Source organism: Nocardioides currus, assembly GCF_003057875.1.
Taxonomy (GTDB): Bacteria; Actinomycetota; Actinomycetes; order Propionibacteriales; family Nocardioidaceae; genus Nocardioides; species Nocardioides currus.
This window is the reverse complement of sequence record NZ_PYXZ01000011.1, coordinates 13,394-28,184: the sequence shown is the minus strand read 5'-3', so window position 1 is coordinate 28,184 and position 14,791 is coordinate 13,394. Positions and strand designations below refer to the sequence as shown.

At 72.3% G+C, this 14,791-nt stretch carries 12 protein-coding genes; 2 read left to right on the top strand and 10 right to left on the bottom strand.

Translation table 11 applies throughout. The features are described 5' to 3' along the window. Positions 1–162: 162 nt before the first annotated feature. The 6 genes from C7S10_RS19580 to C7S10_RS19555 form a co-directional block, all read right to left on the bottom strand. Positions 163–963, bottom strand: coding sequence for a pseudouridine synthase (locus tag C7S10_RS19580; RefSeq protein ID WP_108346186.1), 801 nt, complete (start codon positions 961–963; stop codon positions 163–165). A 49-nt stretch (positions 964–1,012) separates the two neighbouring features. Then, entirely contained in the window at positions 1,013–1,831 is an 819-nt protein-coding gene (scpB, locus tag C7S10_RS19575; RefSeq protein ID WP_108346184.1) for an SMC-Scp complex subunit ScpB, read from the bottom strand. An 8-nt stretch (positions 1,832–1,839) separates the two neighbouring features. Continuing rightward, entirely contained in the window at positions 1,840–2,724 is an 885-nt protein-coding gene (locus C7S10_RS19570) for a segregation and condensation protein A (protein ID WP_108346182.1), read from the bottom strand. Then, entirely contained in the window at positions 2,721–3,062 is a 342-nt protein-coding gene (locus C7S10_RS19565) for a hypothetical protein (protein ID WP_243395503.1), read from the bottom strand. The genes C7S10_RS19570 and C7S10_RS19565 overlap by 4 nt, the downstream gene beginning before the upstream one ends. A 2-nt stretch (positions 3,063–3,064) precedes the next feature. Then, positions 3,065–4,051, bottom strand: coding sequence for a ParA family protein (locus tag C7S10_RS19560; RefSeq protein ID WP_423802729.1), 987 nt, complete (start codon positions 4,049–4,051; stop codon positions 3,065–3,067). Between the two features lie 291 nt (positions 4,052–4,342). After that, positions 4,343–6,949, bottom strand: coding sequence for a DEAD/DEAH box helicase (locus C7S10_RS19555; RefSeq protein ID WP_108346176.1), 2,607 nt, complete (start codon positions 6,947–6,949; stop codon positions 4,343–4,345). An 85-nt stretch (positions 6,950–7,034) separates the two neighbouring features. On the opposite strand from C7S10_RS19555, the gene C7S10_RS19550 reads away from it, so the two are divergent. Further along, positions 7,035–8,078, top strand: a complete 1,044-nt coding sequence (locus C7S10_RS19550) for an ATP-binding cassette domain-containing protein (protein ID WP_108346174.1) — start codon at positions 7,035–7,037, stop codon at positions 8,076–8,078. Continuing rightward, a complete protein-coding gene (locus tag C7S10_RS19545) occupies positions 8,075–8,893 on the top strand; it encodes an ABC transporter permease (protein WP_108346172.1) in 819 nt (272 codons plus the stop codon). The genes C7S10_RS19550 and C7S10_RS19545 overlap by 4 nt, the downstream gene beginning before the upstream one ends. Positions 8,894–8,898: 5 nt before the next feature. Here C7S10_RS19545 and C7S10_RS19540 read toward each other — a convergent pair whose 3' ends face one another. From C7S10_RS19540 to C7S10_RS19525, 4 genes are all read right to left on the bottom strand, one after another. Beyond that, positions 8,899–12,039: an ATP-binding protein gene (locus C7S10_RS19540; protein ID WP_108346170.1), complete on the bottom strand. Its 3,141-nt coding sequence runs from the start codon at positions 12,037–12,039 to the stop codon at positions 8,899–8,901. Further along, positions 12,032–12,961 carry a site-specific tyrosine recombinase XerD gene (gene xerD / locus C7S10_RS19535; protein WP_423802728.1) on the bottom strand — a complete coding sequence of 310 codons (930 nt, stop codon included), beginning with the start codon at positions 12,959–12,961 and terminating at the stop codon, positions 12,032–12,034. Before xerD ends, C7S10_RS19540 begins: the two co-directional genes overlap by 8 nt. A 3-nt stretch (positions 12,962–12,964) precedes the next feature. Then, positions 12,965–14,080 carry an alanine dehydrogenase gene (ald, locus tag C7S10_RS19530; protein ID WP_108346168.1) on the bottom strand — a complete coding sequence of 372 codons (1,116 nt, stop codon included), beginning with the start codon at positions 14,078–14,080 and terminating at the stop codon, positions 12,965–12,967. A 92-nt stretch (positions 14,081–14,172) separates the two neighbouring features. Further along, entirely contained in the window at positions 14,173–14,775 is a 603-nt protein-coding gene (locus C7S10_RS19525) for an NUDIX domain-containing protein (RefSeq protein ID WP_108346166.1), read from the bottom strand. Positions 14,776–14,791: the final 16 nt, after the last annotated feature.

Below are 14,791 nucleotides of genomic sequence, written 5' to 3'. Positions count from 1 at the left end.
TGCCGGGCACCGAGGCTGAAGGTCCACGCGGGTGCGTGGACCTTCAGGCGGGCCGAGGGTGCGCGCTGGCAAGGTGGCGGCACACCGCACCGAGAACGGTCCCGGGGATGCCGTCTGCCGCCACCCTGGGGCCCGACGTACCGCGCCGCGAGCTACCCGCGATCAGAGGCTGGCTGAGTCCATCAGCTCGCCGAGCTCGGTGATCGTGAGCTCGCGCATCTCCCCCACGCCCAGCTTGCCGAGCACGACGGGACCGATCTGCGTGCGGGTCAGCTGGGTGACCGGGTGGCCGACGTGCGCCAGCAGCCGGCGCACGATCCGGTTGCGACCCTCGTGGATCACCAGCTCGACGATGGTGCGCTCGCGCGAGGTGCGGCCGTGGCTGCCCTCGACGATGCGGGCCCTCGACACCTCGACCGGACCGTCGTCGAGGGTCACCCCCGCCAACAGCTGCTTGACGATCCCCTTGTGCAGCTGGCCCTCGACCTCGGCGACGTACGTCTTGTCGATCTCGAAGGACGGGTGCGCGAGGCGCTGGGCGAAGTCCCCGTCGTTGGTGAGGATCAGCAGGCCCGAGGTGTCGGTGTCGAGGCGCCCCACGTGGAAGAGCCGTTCGGGCCGGTCGGCGACCAGGTCGCCGAGGGTGCGCCGTCCCTCCGGGTCGCTCATGGTCGACACGACCCCACGGGGCTTGTTGAGCACGAGGTAGACCGAGGCGCTGATCGGCGGCAGCCGCCGGCCCTCGACCCGGATGACGGCCGTGCGGGGGTCGACCTTGGTGCCGAGGCGGGTGACGACCTCGCCGTCGACCTCGACGGCGCCCTCGAGCATCAGCTCCTCGCACTTGCGCCGGCTGGCGACGCCCGACTGCGCGAGCAGCTTCTGCAGCCGGATGAGCCCGTCGTCGTCGGTGTCGGGACGTTGCGAGGCCGGGTGGGTGTCCTTCTCGTCGTGCGGCTTCATGCGGGATCCCCGCGGAAGCGCGAGTGCAGCGAGCGGTTTCGTGGGGTGCTCATGAGACCTCGGTCCCGCCGTCCGGCTCGGTGCCCTGCCCGCTGTGCGGCGCGTGGTGGACCGCCGCAGGCGCCTCGGCGGCGGGCTCGGCGGCGGGCTCGGGGGTGGGGGCCGCCATCTGCGTCAGCTCGTCCTCGAGGTCCTCCATGTCGGGGAGGTACGGCGCCAGCTCGGGCAGCTCGTCGAGCGAGGTGATCCCGATCCGGTCGAGGAAGTAGGTGGTCGTGCGGTAGAGGTTGGCGCCGGTCTCGGCGTCCTGCCCCGCCTCCTCGACGAGTCCGCGGGTGAGGAGGGTGCGCATCACGCCGTCGACGCTGACCCCGCGGACGGCCGAGACCCGGGCCCGGGACACGGGCTGCTTGTAGGCGACGACCGCCAGCGTCTCCAGCGCCGCCTGGGTCAGGCGGGCCTGCTGGCCCTCGAGCACGAAGCTCTCGACGACACCGGCGAACTCGTCGCGCGTGTAGAAGCGCCAGCCGCCGGCCACGCTGCGCAGCTCGAACCCGCGGCCCTGCTCGGTGTACTCCGCCGCGAGCGCGCGCAGCGCCTCGTCCACCGCCTCGACCGGGTGGCCCACCACGGAGGCGAGCTGGACCTTGTCGAGCGCCTGGTCGGCCACCATCAAGATGGCCTCCAGCGCCGGGCGCAGGTCGGCCACGGCCACCGCGAGGGTCTCGACGTCGGCGTCCGGCTGCTCGTCGGCGACCTGCTGGTCGGTGACCTGCTCGTCCACCACCTGCTCGTCCACCACCTGCTCGTCCACCACCTGCTCGTCCACCACTTGGTCGTCGGCGGTCTCGCTCGGGGTCTCACTCATCGGCGTACTCACTCACTCGTCTGTTCTACATCCACGGCCTGCACGTCCTCGACCAGCGGGGGTGCCCCGTCGAACTCGTCGGTGATCTCGACCTCGGCGTCGTCGTCGCCGGTCCAGCGGATCGTCAGCTCGCCCAGCGGCGTGACCTGGTCGAAGGCGACCACGCCCTCGCGGAACAGCTCGAGCAGCGACAGGAACCGCGCGACGGTGGTGAGCCGGTCGGGCGAGTCGCCGCACAGCGCGCGGAAGGTCGCCGTGCCGGCGTGGCGCAACCGGTCCATCACGATGCTCGCCTGCTCGCGCACGCTCACCTTGGCGGCGTGGATGTGCTGCAGCGAGACCTCGAGCACGGGCTTGGGCTCCAGCGCCTTGGCGGCGAGCTGGGCGAACTGCTCCAGCCCGATGCCGATCAGCACCTCGGGCAGCAGGCTGGCGAAGCGATCCTCCATGCCGACCTGGCGCGGGTGGCGCGTCGACTCGGCGGCCAGCCGTTCCTCCAGCACACCGGCCACGACCTTGAACGCGCGATACTGCATGAGGCGCGCGAACAGCAGGTCGCGGGCCTCCAGCAGCGCCAGGTCCTCCTCGTCCTCGACGTCGCCCTGCGGCAGCAGCCGCGCGGCCTTGAGGTCCAGCAGGGTCGAGGCGACCAGCAGGAACGAGGTCGTCTGCTCCAGGTCCCACTCGGGCCCGCCGGCCTTGACGTGGGCGATGAACTCGTCGGTGACGCGCGAGAGCGCGACCTCGGTGATGTCGAGCTTGTGCTTGGCGATCAGGCTGAGCAGCAGGTCGAAGGGTCCCTCGAAGTTGTCGAGGCGTACGGCGAAGGCGGGCGCCTCGCCGTCGGTCGGCGCGGCAGGCTCGAGCGTCGCGCCGGGCTGTGCTGCGCTCACTCCTCCGTCAGCCGCCGCACCAGCGCGCTGTCGTCGCCGTTGGCCTCGAAGTCGGCCAGCACCAGCGCCAGCGCCTCGCGCACCAGCCGGCCCCGGTCGACCGCCAGCCCGTTGCGGCGTCGCAGCGTCAGCCGGGTGTGCTCGATGTCGAGCAGCTCGTCGGAGGTGACGTAGACGGTCATCTTCTCGTCGTGGCGCACGCGGCCGGAGGGCTTCCTCGGACCGGCCTCCGCCTCGGTGGTCTCGGGCTGGTCGGCGACCGCGCGCACGGGGCGCGCGGCCTGGGCGCCGTCGTTCCCGTCGCCGGTGGCGCGGAACAGGTCATCCGCGGTCGGCATGCTCACGCGGCGGGCCATCGGGTGGTCACCTCCCGCGCGAGCTCGCGGTAGTGGCCGGCACCGGTGGAGGCCGACGCGTAGGACGTGATCGGCTCACCCGCGACGGTGGCGTCGGAGAACTTCACGGTGCGGCGGATGACGGTGTGGAAGACCTTGTCGCCCCAGGCCTGGACGAGCCGCTCCATCACCTCGCGACTGTGGAGGGTGCGACCGTCGAACATGGTGCCGAGGATCCCGTCGACCTCGAGCTTGGGATTGAGGCGCTCGCGGACCTTGTCGATCGTCGTCTTCAGCAGCGCCACGCCGCGCAGCGCGAAGTACTCGCACTCGAGCGGGACGATCACCCCGTCCGAGGCGGTCAGCGCGTTGACGGTCAGCAGTCCCAGGGACGGCTGGCAGTCGATCAGGATGACGTCGTACTGGTCGAGGGCCGGCGCCAGCACGCGCTGCAGCGTCTGCTCGCGGGCCACCTCGTGGACCAGCTGCACCTCGGCGGCGGACAGGTCGATGTTGGAGGGCAGTAGGTCCATGCCCGGCACACCCGACGGCACGACGACGTCCTCGACGGAGATGTCGCGCTGCATCAGCAGGTTGTAGATGGTCAGGTCCATCTCGTGCGGGTTGAGCCCGAGCCCGACCGAGAGCGAGCCCTGCGGGTCGAAGTCGACGAGCAGCACCTTGCGGCCGTACTCCGCGAGCGAGGCGCCCAGGTTGATGGTCGTCGTGGTCTTGCCGACGCCGCCCTTCTGGTTGCACATCGACACCACCCGCGCCCGGGTCGGACCGCTGACGGGGCCGGGCACCGGGAACTGCGGCAGCGGGCGACCGGTCGGGCCGATGGTGGGTTCGGCGGCCGACGCTGCGGCGGCCTGCGGCAGGGACGTCACGGGGGGCTCCTGGGCTCGGGGGAAGGGGATCGGCTCGGTGGAGCCGGCGGTGGAGGGAGCGTCCACGACGGGCGGTAGCGGCGGACTCACCAGCGGCGGCATCTCGCCGGCGGTGCTGCCGGAGGGCCAGGAGGGGGTGGACGGTCCGCCACTGTTCATCACGTGCGCTCCTTGATCGACTGTTCTGATTGCATCACGTCCGAGGCCGCGAACTTTGTCGACACGGCGACACTTCCCACATCGGGTCGCGGGCGAGCCTAGGTCCACCCCGCGCGGCCCACAACAGGTGGGGGCACTCCCCACAACCGGCACCCCAAATCTGTGCACGGCGCCCCGGTTGAGTGCACAACGAGCCGGTCACTGTGGACGAACCTGTGCACTCGCGGACCGCGCTCAGAGCCGCCGCATGGCCACGGTCGGGAGCACCAGCTCGCCGGCCTCGTCGGACGCGTCGCAGTCGAGGCGCGCCTCGATCACCCAGTCGTGGTGGCCCTCGGGGTCGTGGATCGTCTGGCGTACGTCGCGGACGCGGGCCGTCTCGCCCTCCTCGCCGCCGACGGGCTCGCCGGTGGTCTCGGGGCCGAGGACGAGCAGGGACGGGCCGCGGGCGTCGCCGTCGGTGAGCACCGTGTCGTGCTCGGCGTAGTAGTCCTCGATCGCCGCGTCCCACACCGACCGACCCATGACGACCGAGCGGGGCGGGTCGGCGCGCTCGGCCGCGGCCCGCTCGAGGCGCATCAGGCCGTCGAGGTCGTCGCGGGCGACGTGGTCGACGCGCGCCCACATGGCGTTGCGCACCATCACCTCGAACGTCCGCCCCTGCTTGGTGAGCGGCCGCGGGGGCGGCGGGGGCTCGTGGTGGCTGACCCGGCCCGGGACGTGCTCGGGGTCGCTGAGCGCCTCCCACTCGTCGAGCAGCGAGGAGTCGGTCTGGCGCACCGTCTCCCCCAGCCACTCGACGAGGTCGTCGAGCTCGGGGGTGCGGTGCTCGTCGGGCACGGTCTGGCGCAGCGTGCGGTAAGCATCGGTGAGGTAGCGCAGGACCAGCCCCTCCGACCGGGCGAGCTGGTAGCGGCCGACGAAGTCGGTGAAGCTCATGCCCTGCTCCCACATCATCCGCACCACGGTCTTGGGGGTCAGCGCGTCCTCGCGCAACCAGGGGTGGCGCTGGCGGTAGGTCTCGTACAGACCCTCGAGGAGCTCGGCCAGAGGCTGGGGCCAGGTGATCTGCTCGAGCAGCGCCATCCGCTCGTCGTACTCGATGCCGTCGGCCTTCATCTCCTGCACGGCCTCACCCCGGGCGGCGAACTGCTGGGCCATCAGGATCTGCCGGGGGGCCTCGAGGACCGACTCGATGACGGTGACGATGTCGAGGGTGTAGGTCTCCGACTCCGGGTCGAGGACGTCGAGAGCGGCCAGCGCGAAGTGGGCCAGCGGCTGGTTGAGCGCGAAGTCGGCGGGCAGGTCTTCCGTCAGGACGTAGCGACGCCCCCACCGGTCGAGCTCCTCGAGCCGGGTCAGCACGCCGGTGCGCACGAGGCTGCGGGCCAGGCGCAGGGCCCGGCGCGAGAGCCGCAGCTGCTGGCGGCGGTCCTCGTGGTTGTCGGTGAGCAGTCGCCGCATCACCACGAACGCGTCCTCCTCGCGGGAGGCGACGTTGATCAGCATCGCGTTGTCGACCTTCATCCGCGACACCAGCTGCTCGGGCACGCCCGCCACCAGCTTGTCGAAGGTCTGCTCGGTCCACACCACGGTGCCCTCGGGCGGCTTCTTCAGCTGCGCCTTGGACTTGCGCTTCGCGTTGGCGCCGGGGGCGGCGTTCTTGGCCTCGGCCTTCGCCTTCGCCCGCTCGTTGTCGATGACGTGCTCGGGCGCCTGCACGACGACGTACCCCGCCGTGTCGTAACCGGCGCGACCGGCCCGGCCCGCGATCTGGAGGAACTCGCGCGTGCGCAGCACCCGCTGGCGGTTGCCGTCGAACTTGGCGAGGCCGGTGAACAGCACGGTCCGGATCGGCACGTTGATGCCGACCCCCAGGGTGTCGGTGCCGCAGATGACGCTGAGCAGCCCCGACTGGGCGAGCTGCTCCACGAGGCGGCGGTACTTCGGGAGCATCCCCGCGTGGTGCACCCCGATGCCGTTGCGCACCAGTCTGGAGAGCGTCTTGCCGAAGCCGGCGCCGAAGCGGAACCCCCCGATGCGCTCGGCGATCGCGTCCTTGTCGACGCTCCGGCCGGCGGGCGACCTCGCGTTGAGCAGCGAGACCGCGTGCTCGACCGCGGCGGCCTGGGTGAAGTGCACGACGTAGACCGGCGCCTGGTTGGTGGCGACGAGCTCCTCGAGCGTCTCGCCGAGGTGGTCGAGCGACCAGGTGAACGTCAGCGGCACCGGCCGCTCGGCGTCGTCCACCACCGCGACGTCGCGCCCGGTGCGGGCGGTGAGGTCCTTCGCGAAGAAGGACACGTCACCCAGCGTCGCCGACATCAGCAGGAACTGGGCGTCGAGCAGCTCGAGCAGCGGCACCTGCCACGCCCAGCCACGCTCGGGCTCGGCGTAGAAGTGGAACTCGTCCATCACCACCAGGCCGACGTCGGCCGCGCGGCCCTCGCGCAGGGCGAGGTTGGCCAGGATCTCCGCGGTGCAGCAGATGATGGGGGCGTCGGCGTTGACGGCCGCGTCGCCCGTGAGCATGCCGACGTTCTCGGCACCGAAGACCTCGCACAGCGCGAAGAACTTCTCGCTGACGAGGGCCTTGATCGGCGCGGTGTAGAAGCTGACCTTGTCCTGCGCCAGTGCCGCGGCGTGGGCGCCGATCGCGACCATCGACTTCCCCGAGCCGGTCGGGGTGGCGAGGATGACGTGGTTGCCGCCGACGAGCTCGATGACCGCCTCGTCCTGGTGGGGGTAGAGGTCTAGTCCCTGCTGGGCCACCCAGGTCGAGAAGGCGTCGTACACCGCATCGGAGTCGGCGCCGGTCGGCACCAGGGTGTCGAGGCGCATGCCCTGATCCAATCACCAGCCGCGTGAAACCCGGCGATCGCGGCGTGAAACCGGCGTGAAGGCGCGACGGCGCAGGCTCCGTCCCATGAACACACCACATCCCTCCGCGCCTGCGGTCCGCGCCGAGGGCCTCGTCAAGACGTTCGGCGAGCACCGCGCCGTCGACGGCGTCGACCTCGAGGTCCACCGCGGCGAGGTCTTCGGCGTCCTCGGCCCCAACGGCGCCGGCAAGACCACCATGTTGAGCATGCTCGCCACGCTCATCCCCATCGACGGCGGCGACGCGCAGGTGTTCGGCCACGACGTACGCCGCGAGCCGCACCTGGTCCGTCAGCTGCTCGGCGTCACGGGGCAGTTCGCGTCCGTCGACGAGAACCTGACCGCGACCGAGAACCTCTGGCTGTTCGCACGGCTCCAGGGCCTGGGGCGGGCCGAGGCCCGCAGCCGCGGGGCTCACCTGCTCGAGCAGTTCGACCTCACCGAGGCCGCGTCCAAGCCGATCTCCGCGTTCTCGGGCGGCATGCGTCGCCGCCTCGACCTCGCCGCGAGCCTCATCACGCGCCCGCCGCTGATCTTCCTCGACGAGCCGACGACCGGGCTCGACCCGCGCACCCGCGGCCAGATGTGGACCACGATCCGCGAGCTCGTGCTCGAGGGCAGCACCGTCCTGCTGACGACGCAGTACCTCGACGAGGCCGACCAGCTCGCCGACCGGATCGCGGTCATCGACCACGGGCTCAAGGTGGCGGAGGGCACCGCCGACGAGCTCAAGTCGTCGGTCGGGCGCTCGACGCTCCAGCTCCAGCTCGCGGACGCGGCCGACCTGCCGGCCGCCGCCGAGCTCGCCGAGCAGCTGCTCGGGGAGGCGCCCGTGCTCAGCCCCGAGTCACGGCGCGTCAACATCCCGCTCCAGCGCACCGACCAGTCGATCGACGTGCTGGTCGCTCTGCGCGACCGGGGCGTCTCGATCGAGTCGGTGACGGTGCAGAAGCCGTCGCTCGACGAGGTGTTCCTCGCCCTCACCGGCCACGACACCGGCGGCCCTGACAGCACGGACGATCCCGGGGACGCCACCGGCACCGACGCCAGCCCCAGCGACCAGCCGACCCAGATGGAGGTGTCGCGATGACGACCACCACCCCCCTGAGCACCGCTCCCCCGCTCCCCGACCTCGAGCAGCGCGTCAGCCTCGCCGACACGCTCTCCCAGACCTTCACGCTCGCCTGGCGTGCCACAGTGAAGATGCGCCGCAACCTCGAGGTGATGTTCGACGTCACCATCCAGCCGCTGATCTTCACCGCGATGTTCGCCTACATCTTCGGCGGCGCCATCTCGGGCGACGTGTCGAGCTACCTCCCGCTCATCATCCCCGGCCTGATCGGGCAGACGGTCCTGACGGCGTGCGTGGCCACGGGTGTCCAGCTCCGCACCGACCTCGACTCGGGGGTCTTCGACCGGTTCAAGGTGCTCCCCATCGCCCGCATCGCCCCGTTGGCCGGCCCGATGGTGGCCGACATGCTGCGCTACTTCATCGCCGCCTGCCTGACCTTCGGGGTCGGCATCCTCATCGGCTACCGGCCCGGTGGCGGCTTCGTCGGCGTGGCGGGCTCGATCATGCTCGCCGTGGTCGCCGGGTGGTCACTGGCGTGGATCTTCACGTTCTTCGGCCTCGTGGGCCGCAACGCCCAGGGGGTCCAGGGCATCTCGCTGCTGGTGATGTTCCCGCTGACGTTCCTGTCCAACGCCTTCGTGCCGACCGAGACGATGCCGCGCCCCCTCGAGGCGTTCGCGAACGTCAACCCGGTCTCGCTGGTGATCACCGCCCTGCGCGACCTCGCCAACCACGGTGAGGTGACCGGCGCGGTCGGCTGGGCGCTCGTCGGCTGTGCCGTGGTCGTGGCGATCTTCGCCCCGCTCTCGGTGCGCCGCTTCAAGAAGCTCTGAGCCGGTCACTGCCAGGCGCGGCGCAGCCGGCCGACGGCCGCCGTCGCGTCGGGCAGCAGCGCCAGCCCGGCACGGTCGGCCAGCTCGTCGAGGAGCTGGTCGACCCGCCCGGGCAGGGCCGCGTCGGCCAGGCCCACCATCGGCTCCCAAGACATCACCGGGATGCTGCGGTTGTAGGCCCACCGCTGGGCGATGGCCAGGAGCAGCACTCCGTCCTCGTGCTGCTCGGCCGGACCGTAGCGGAGCACCCAGGCGGCCAGGGCGACCATCAGCACGCCGTCGAGGGGCAGGTCGGTGAACCACAGGCGGCCGTCGAGCAGCTCACCGCCCGCGCCGACCAGCACGTCGCGGAGCTCGTCGGCGCGGGCGTCCACGTCGCGCTCGCCGAACCGTGCCCGGCTCACCAGCGCGGCCGAGGCCGACAGCATCAACCACGGGTTGACCCCGCCGGCCGGGTCGGCCTCCAGCACCATCCCCACGATCGAGTCGTAGCGGCGGACCGCGCCGGCGAAGTCGCCGCGCGCCAGGGCCAGCTCCGCCTGCGCGGCGTGCCAGGTGAGTCGTGCGCCCATCTGGGCGGTCTCGCCGTCCGGCTCGCCGAACTCCTCCAACATCGCCTCGGCCCGGTCGACCTCCCCGTCGAGCAGCGGTGAGATCGCGGTCGCGACGCGCAGGCTGTACGCATCGGTCACGGAGTGCACCTGCAGCAGCATCGGCCACGCGATCGACGCGTGGTGCGCTGCGCTCCGGTGGTCGCCGACGGCCATCGCGAGCTGGCTGAGCTCGGCGTGGACCGAGGCCAACAGGTACGGCGTGAGCGTCCCGGCGGCCAGGGCGCGGGCGGCGTACGTCCGGGCGGAGTCCACGTCGCCGTCGTTCTCCGAGAGGATCGCGGCCCACATGAGGAGGGCACCCGCCCGAACGGGGTCGTCCTGGGCGTCGGCGACCAGCGCGACCCGGGCCGCCGGGTCGGCGGGCTCGTCGGCGACGTAGACCGTGTGGCCGATCAGCCCCCACGTCCCCGTCGGCACGTCCCCCTGCAGCAGGAGGTCGCGCAGCCCGTCGAGGTCGACGCCGGGCATCCAGCTGAGGTGGACCATCAGGGCGCCGGCCGCCTCCTGGGCGGGCCGGAGCAGCTCGGCGGGCACGTCCCACCCGGTCATCAGCTCGAATGCCGGGTCGCAGATCGCGAAGATCCGCGGCTGGTCGCCGGTGATGGTCCACAGGCTCCCCAGCAGGCTGACGAGGCGCGCCACCAGCTCGCGGTCCCCCACCGCCAGCGCGTGGCGCAGCACGTCGGTCAGGTTGTTCTGCTCGCGGACGAGGAGGTCGACGAGCTCGACCTGGTCGTCCGCGACCACGAGGTCGTGGCACCGCTGCGACAGGTCGGTGGCCCACCGCTGCTGGGCACGCACGGCGTCGTCGTGCTCGCCCGTCGAGGCGAGCTGCTTGGCGGCGAACTCGCGGATGGTCTCGAGCGCGCGCAACCGGGTGGTGCCCGCGTCCTCGGTGAGGACGAGCAGCGACTGCTCCACGAGGCCGTCGACGAGGTCGAGCCCGTCCGGGCCCAGCACCGCGGCGGCAGTGGCGCGGTCGAAGCCGTCCTGGAAGACCGAGAGCCAGGCCAGGGCGCGCCGCTCGTCGGCGGCCAGCAGGTCCCACGACCAGCCGATGACGGCCTCGAGGGTGCGGTGGCGGTCCGGCGCGTTGCGATCGCGCGTGCGCAGCGTGGCGAACCGGTCGGACAGGGCGGCCGCGACCTCCGCGACGGTCATCGTCCGCACCCGGGCGGCGGCGAGCTCGACCGCGAGCGGGAGACCGTCGAGGCGCGACACCACCGCGCGCACGGTGTCGGCGTCCACGGCGGCGTCCGGGCGGACGGCGAGCGCGCGGCGTACGAACAGCTGCTCGGCGTCGGGGTCGGCGAGCTGGCTCAGCGGCACCACCCGCTCCGCCGCCAGCCGCAGCGGCGCGCGGCTGGTCGTGAGCACCCGGAGGTCGCGCGTGGTCGCCAGCAGGAACGCCACCAGGGCCGCGACCGGCTCCAGGACGTGCTCGCAGTTGTCGAGCACGAGCAGCGCGGGCGCGGCGTCGAGCTCCTGGGCCAACCGCCCACGCACGTCGGACTGCTGGGCCGCGGTGAGCGCGTGGCGGGTGGTGAACGAGCCGCGGACCCCGAGGGCGGCGCCGACCGCCGCGACCACGTCGTCGCCGGCGCCCACGCCGACCAGCTCGACCACGTGCACGCGCGGCACCGTGGACTCGGCGGCGAGCAGCTGGGCGGCACTGGTCTTGCCGATGCCGCCGGGGCCCAGGATCGTCGTGAGCCGGCCGCTGGCCATGCTCGTGCGCAGTCGCTCGAGGTCGGCGTCGCGGCCGAGCAGCCCCCCGGTGTCCCCGACGTCGTGACGCACACCGCTGCGGACCGGGGCGTCGGCCGCGAGCAGCTCGGCGTGGAGCCGCTGCAGCGTCGGGTCGGGATCGACGCCGAGCCGGTCGGCGAGGTCCTCGCGGAAGGCCTCGTAGCTCGACAGCGCGGTGGCCGCGCCGGCTGTTGCGGCCTGCGAGCGCAACCACGCCTCCCGCACCTCCACGTCGTCGCCAGCGGTCGCCGCGACCGTGGCGAGCACCGGAGCGGCCTCGTCGTGGCGACCGGTCCGGCTGAGCGCGACGCCACGGGTGCGGAGCGCGTCGGCGAGGTCCGCGCGGGCCCGGGCGCGCAGGTCGGCGAGCGGGCCGGAGTCGACGGTCGAGACGGACCACCCCGACACGACGTCGACCAGGTCCAGGGCGGCCGCGGGGTCGCCGGCAGCCAGGGCCGCCCGGGCATCGGTGACGCGTCGCGTGAGCGTCCACGCGTCCACGTCCGCCACCGCCAGCCCGAGGCGGTAGCCGCCGTCGTGCCGCACCGGCACCGACGCCTGCGTGCGCGAACGGATGCGCGAGACCAGCACCTGCAGGGCCTTGGTCGGGTGGGCGGGTTCGTCGTCCGCCCACACCCTCGCCGCCAGCCCGGCGTCGCTCACGCCGCTTGGCTCGAGGGCCAGGGCGGCCAGCAACGACTTCAGCCGATCGCCGGGGATGGCCTCGCCCTGCCAGGAGACGCCGTCCAGGAGCCGGAGCGCGGGCGCGTGGAGCTCAGTCACGGGCCCGGGGGTGCGCGGTGGCGAAGACCTCGCGCAGGTTGTCGACGGTCACCAGCGTGTAGACCTGCGTCGTGGTCACCGATGCGTGGCCGAGCAGCTCCTGCACGACGCGGACGTCGGCACCACCGTCGAGCAGGTGCGTGGCGAACGAGTGGCGCAGCGTGTGCGGCGAGACGTCGCGGGTGACGCCCGCCCGCTCGGCGGTCCGCACCAGGACCGCCCAGGCGCTCTGCCGTGACAGCCGCCCGCCCCGGGAGTTGAGGAACATCGCGCCGCCCGGCGTCTTCGCGGCCACCAGCTCGGGGCGGGCCCGGGTGAGGTAGGCCGCGACCGCGTCGAGGGCGTAGCCGCCGATCGGCACCAGCCGCTCCTTCGACCCCTTGCCGCGCAGCAGGACCGTCGCGTCGACCGTGTCCACGTCGTCCACGTCGAGGCCAACCGCCTCGGAGATCCGGGCCCCGGTGCCGTAGAGCACCTCCAGCAGCGCGCGGTCACGCAGCGCGAGCGTGGTGTCCGCCGACCCGGCGGCCTCGAGGATCGCCTCGACGTCGGAGAGCGGGAGCGCCTTCGGCAGCCGCTTGGCCGGCGTCGGCGGCTTGACCGCACCTGCCGGGTCGTGGGTCGCCAGGCCGTCCGCGACGGCGAACTTGTGGAACCCCCGGACCGCCACGACGGTCCGCGCGGCCGAGGTCGAGCTCAGCGGCGGGTGGTCGGCGTCCCCCTCGCGCAACCGCATCAGGAAGCCCGAGACCACCGCCTCGCTCACCTCGTCGAGGGTGCCGACACCCTCGGCGTCCAGGTGTGCGGCGTACCTCCGCAGGTCGCGCCGGTAGGACGTCAGGGTGTTGGCCGCCAGTCCGCGCTCCACGGCCAGGTGGTCGAGGTAGGTGCGGATGGCGCGCGTCAGGGCGTCACCCACGATCACTCACACGAGGACGGTATCCAGCCCCACGGCCTCCAGGCCGACCGCCTCGCCGACCGGGCCGTTGGTGAGCTGGCCGTCGTGGGTGTTGAGCCCGAGGGCGAGGCTGTGGTCGTCCTTGCACGCCTGCTGCCAGCCCTTGTCGGCCAGCGCGACGGCGTAGGGCAGCGTCACGTTGGTGAGGGCGTACGTCGAGGTGTGGGGCACCGCACCGGGCATGTTGGCCACGCAGTAGAAGATCGACTCGTGGACCTGGTAGGTCGGGTCGGCGTGCGTGGTGGCGCGGGAGTCCTCGAAGCAGCCGCCCTGGTCGATCGAGATGTCGACCAGCACCGAGCCGGGCTTCATCCGCGAGACCAGGTCGTTGGAGATCAGGGTGGGCGCCTTCGCGCCCGGGACCAGGACGGCGCCGATGACCAGGTCGGCGTCGAGGCACGCGCGCTCGATCTCGTAGCCGTTGGACGCGATCGTCTGCAGGTGGCCCTGGTAGATCCGGTCCGCCGAACGGAGCTTGTTGATGTCCTTGTCGAGCAGCAGCACCTCGGCGTGCATGCCGAGGGCGATCGCGGCGGCGTTCATGCCCGACACGCCGGCGCCGATGACCACGACCTTGCCGTGGTAGACACCGGACACGCCGCCGAGCAGCACGCCGCGGCCACCGCCGGCACGCATCAGGTGGTAGGCGCCGGCCTGCGGGGCCAGGCGGCCCGCGACCTCGGACATCGGGTGCAGCAGCGGCAGCGCCCCGTCGGGGGTCTGGACGGTCTCGTAGGCGATGGCGGTGACCTTGCGCTTGACGAGCTCCTCGGTCAGCGGCTTGTCGGCGGCCAGGTGGAGGTAGGTGAACAGCACCTGCCCCTCGCGCATGCGGGGGTACTCCTCCTCGATCGGCTCCTTGACCTTGAGCACCAGGTCGGCGTACTCCCAGACGTCGTCGGCGGTGGGCAGGATGCGCGCGCCGGCCGCGACGAACTCCTCGTCGGCGATGGACGAGCCCAGGCCCGCCCCTTCCTGCACGACGACCTCGTGGCCGTGCGTGGTGAACTCGTGGACACCGGCCGGGGTGATCGCCACCCGGTACTCGTGGTTCTTGACTTCCTTGGGAACGCCGACCTTCACCTTGTCTCCTTGCCGAACTGACGTGCCGAGCCTGCACGCGTCACACCTCGTGACCCGTGTCACAACGGAGCGACACTACCGCCCTTCGCCTGTCACAACGATTCGAGCAAACCGCGCCTCTTGAGCACGTCGTAGGCCAGCACCGCCTGGGCCAGCGGACCCTGCCGGACACGTCCCTCGAGCACCGCGTCGAGGAGGTCGGACATCGGCGCCCAGAAGGTCTCCATCTCCGCCTCCTCGTGCACCAGCTCGAAGTCCCCGCGCGGCGCGGACGTGAGCCCGCGCGCGAGGAAGATGTCGTGCACCTCCTCGCTGATGCCCGCGCTGGCGAAGGTGCTGAGCAGCAGCTGCCACGAGCTCGCGGCGAGCTCGGCCTCTTCTCGCAGCTCGCGACGGGCCGTGTCCACCGCCGGCTCCCCCGCCGCGTCCTTCAGCCCCGCGGGCAGCTCCACGAAGTCACGGCGGGTCGTGTGGCGGTACTGCCGCAGGCACAGCACCCGTTCCTCGTCGTCGACCGCGAGGACCACGACCGCGCCGGGGTGCTCGAGCGAGATCCTGGTGAACTCGTCCTCGGGGTGGCCGGGCCTCGTCACGACGTCCTCGCGCAGCGCGACGATCCACCCGTCCCGGTGCAGGTCGCGAGTGCGCACGACCGGCCAGGAGGACGGTCGATCGGCCAGCGTTGCGTCGTCCATGCCGCCAAATTAGCGT

Bases quoted from the DNA above. Each gene is read 5' to 3' on its own strand.
- C7S10_RS19580 (WP_108346186.1), bottom strand. From the start codon at position 963: ATGAAGCCGCACGACGAGAAGGACACCCACCCGGCCTCGCAACGTCCC.
- scpB (WP_108346184.1), bottom strand. From the start codon at position 1,831: ATGAGTGAGACCCCGAGCGAGACCGCCGACGACCAAGTGGTGGACGAG.
- C7S10_RS19565 (WP_243395503.1), bottom strand. From the start codon at position 3,062: ATGCCGACCGCGGATGACCTGTTCCGCGCCACCGGCGACGGGAACGAC.
- C7S10_RS19560 (WP_423802729.1), bottom strand. From the start codon at position 4,051: ATGCCGCCGCTGGTGAGTCCGCCGCTACCGCCCGTCGTGGACGCTCCC.
- C7S10_RS19555 (WP_108346176.1), bottom strand. From the start codon at position 6,949: ATGCGCCTCGACACCCTGGTGCCGACCGGCGCCGACTCCGATGCGGTG.
- C7S10_RS19550 (WP_108346174.1), top strand. From the start codon at position 7,035: ATGAACACACCACATCCCTCCGCGCCTGCGGTCCGCGCCGAGGGCCTC.
- C7S10_RS19545 (WP_108346172.1), top strand. From the start codon at position 8,075: ATGACGACCACCACCCCCCTGAGCACCGCTCCCCCGCTCCCCGACCTC.
- C7S10_RS19525 (WP_108346166.1), bottom strand. From the start codon at position 14,775: ATGGACGACGCAACGCTGGCCGATCGACCGTCCTCCTGGCCGGTCGTG.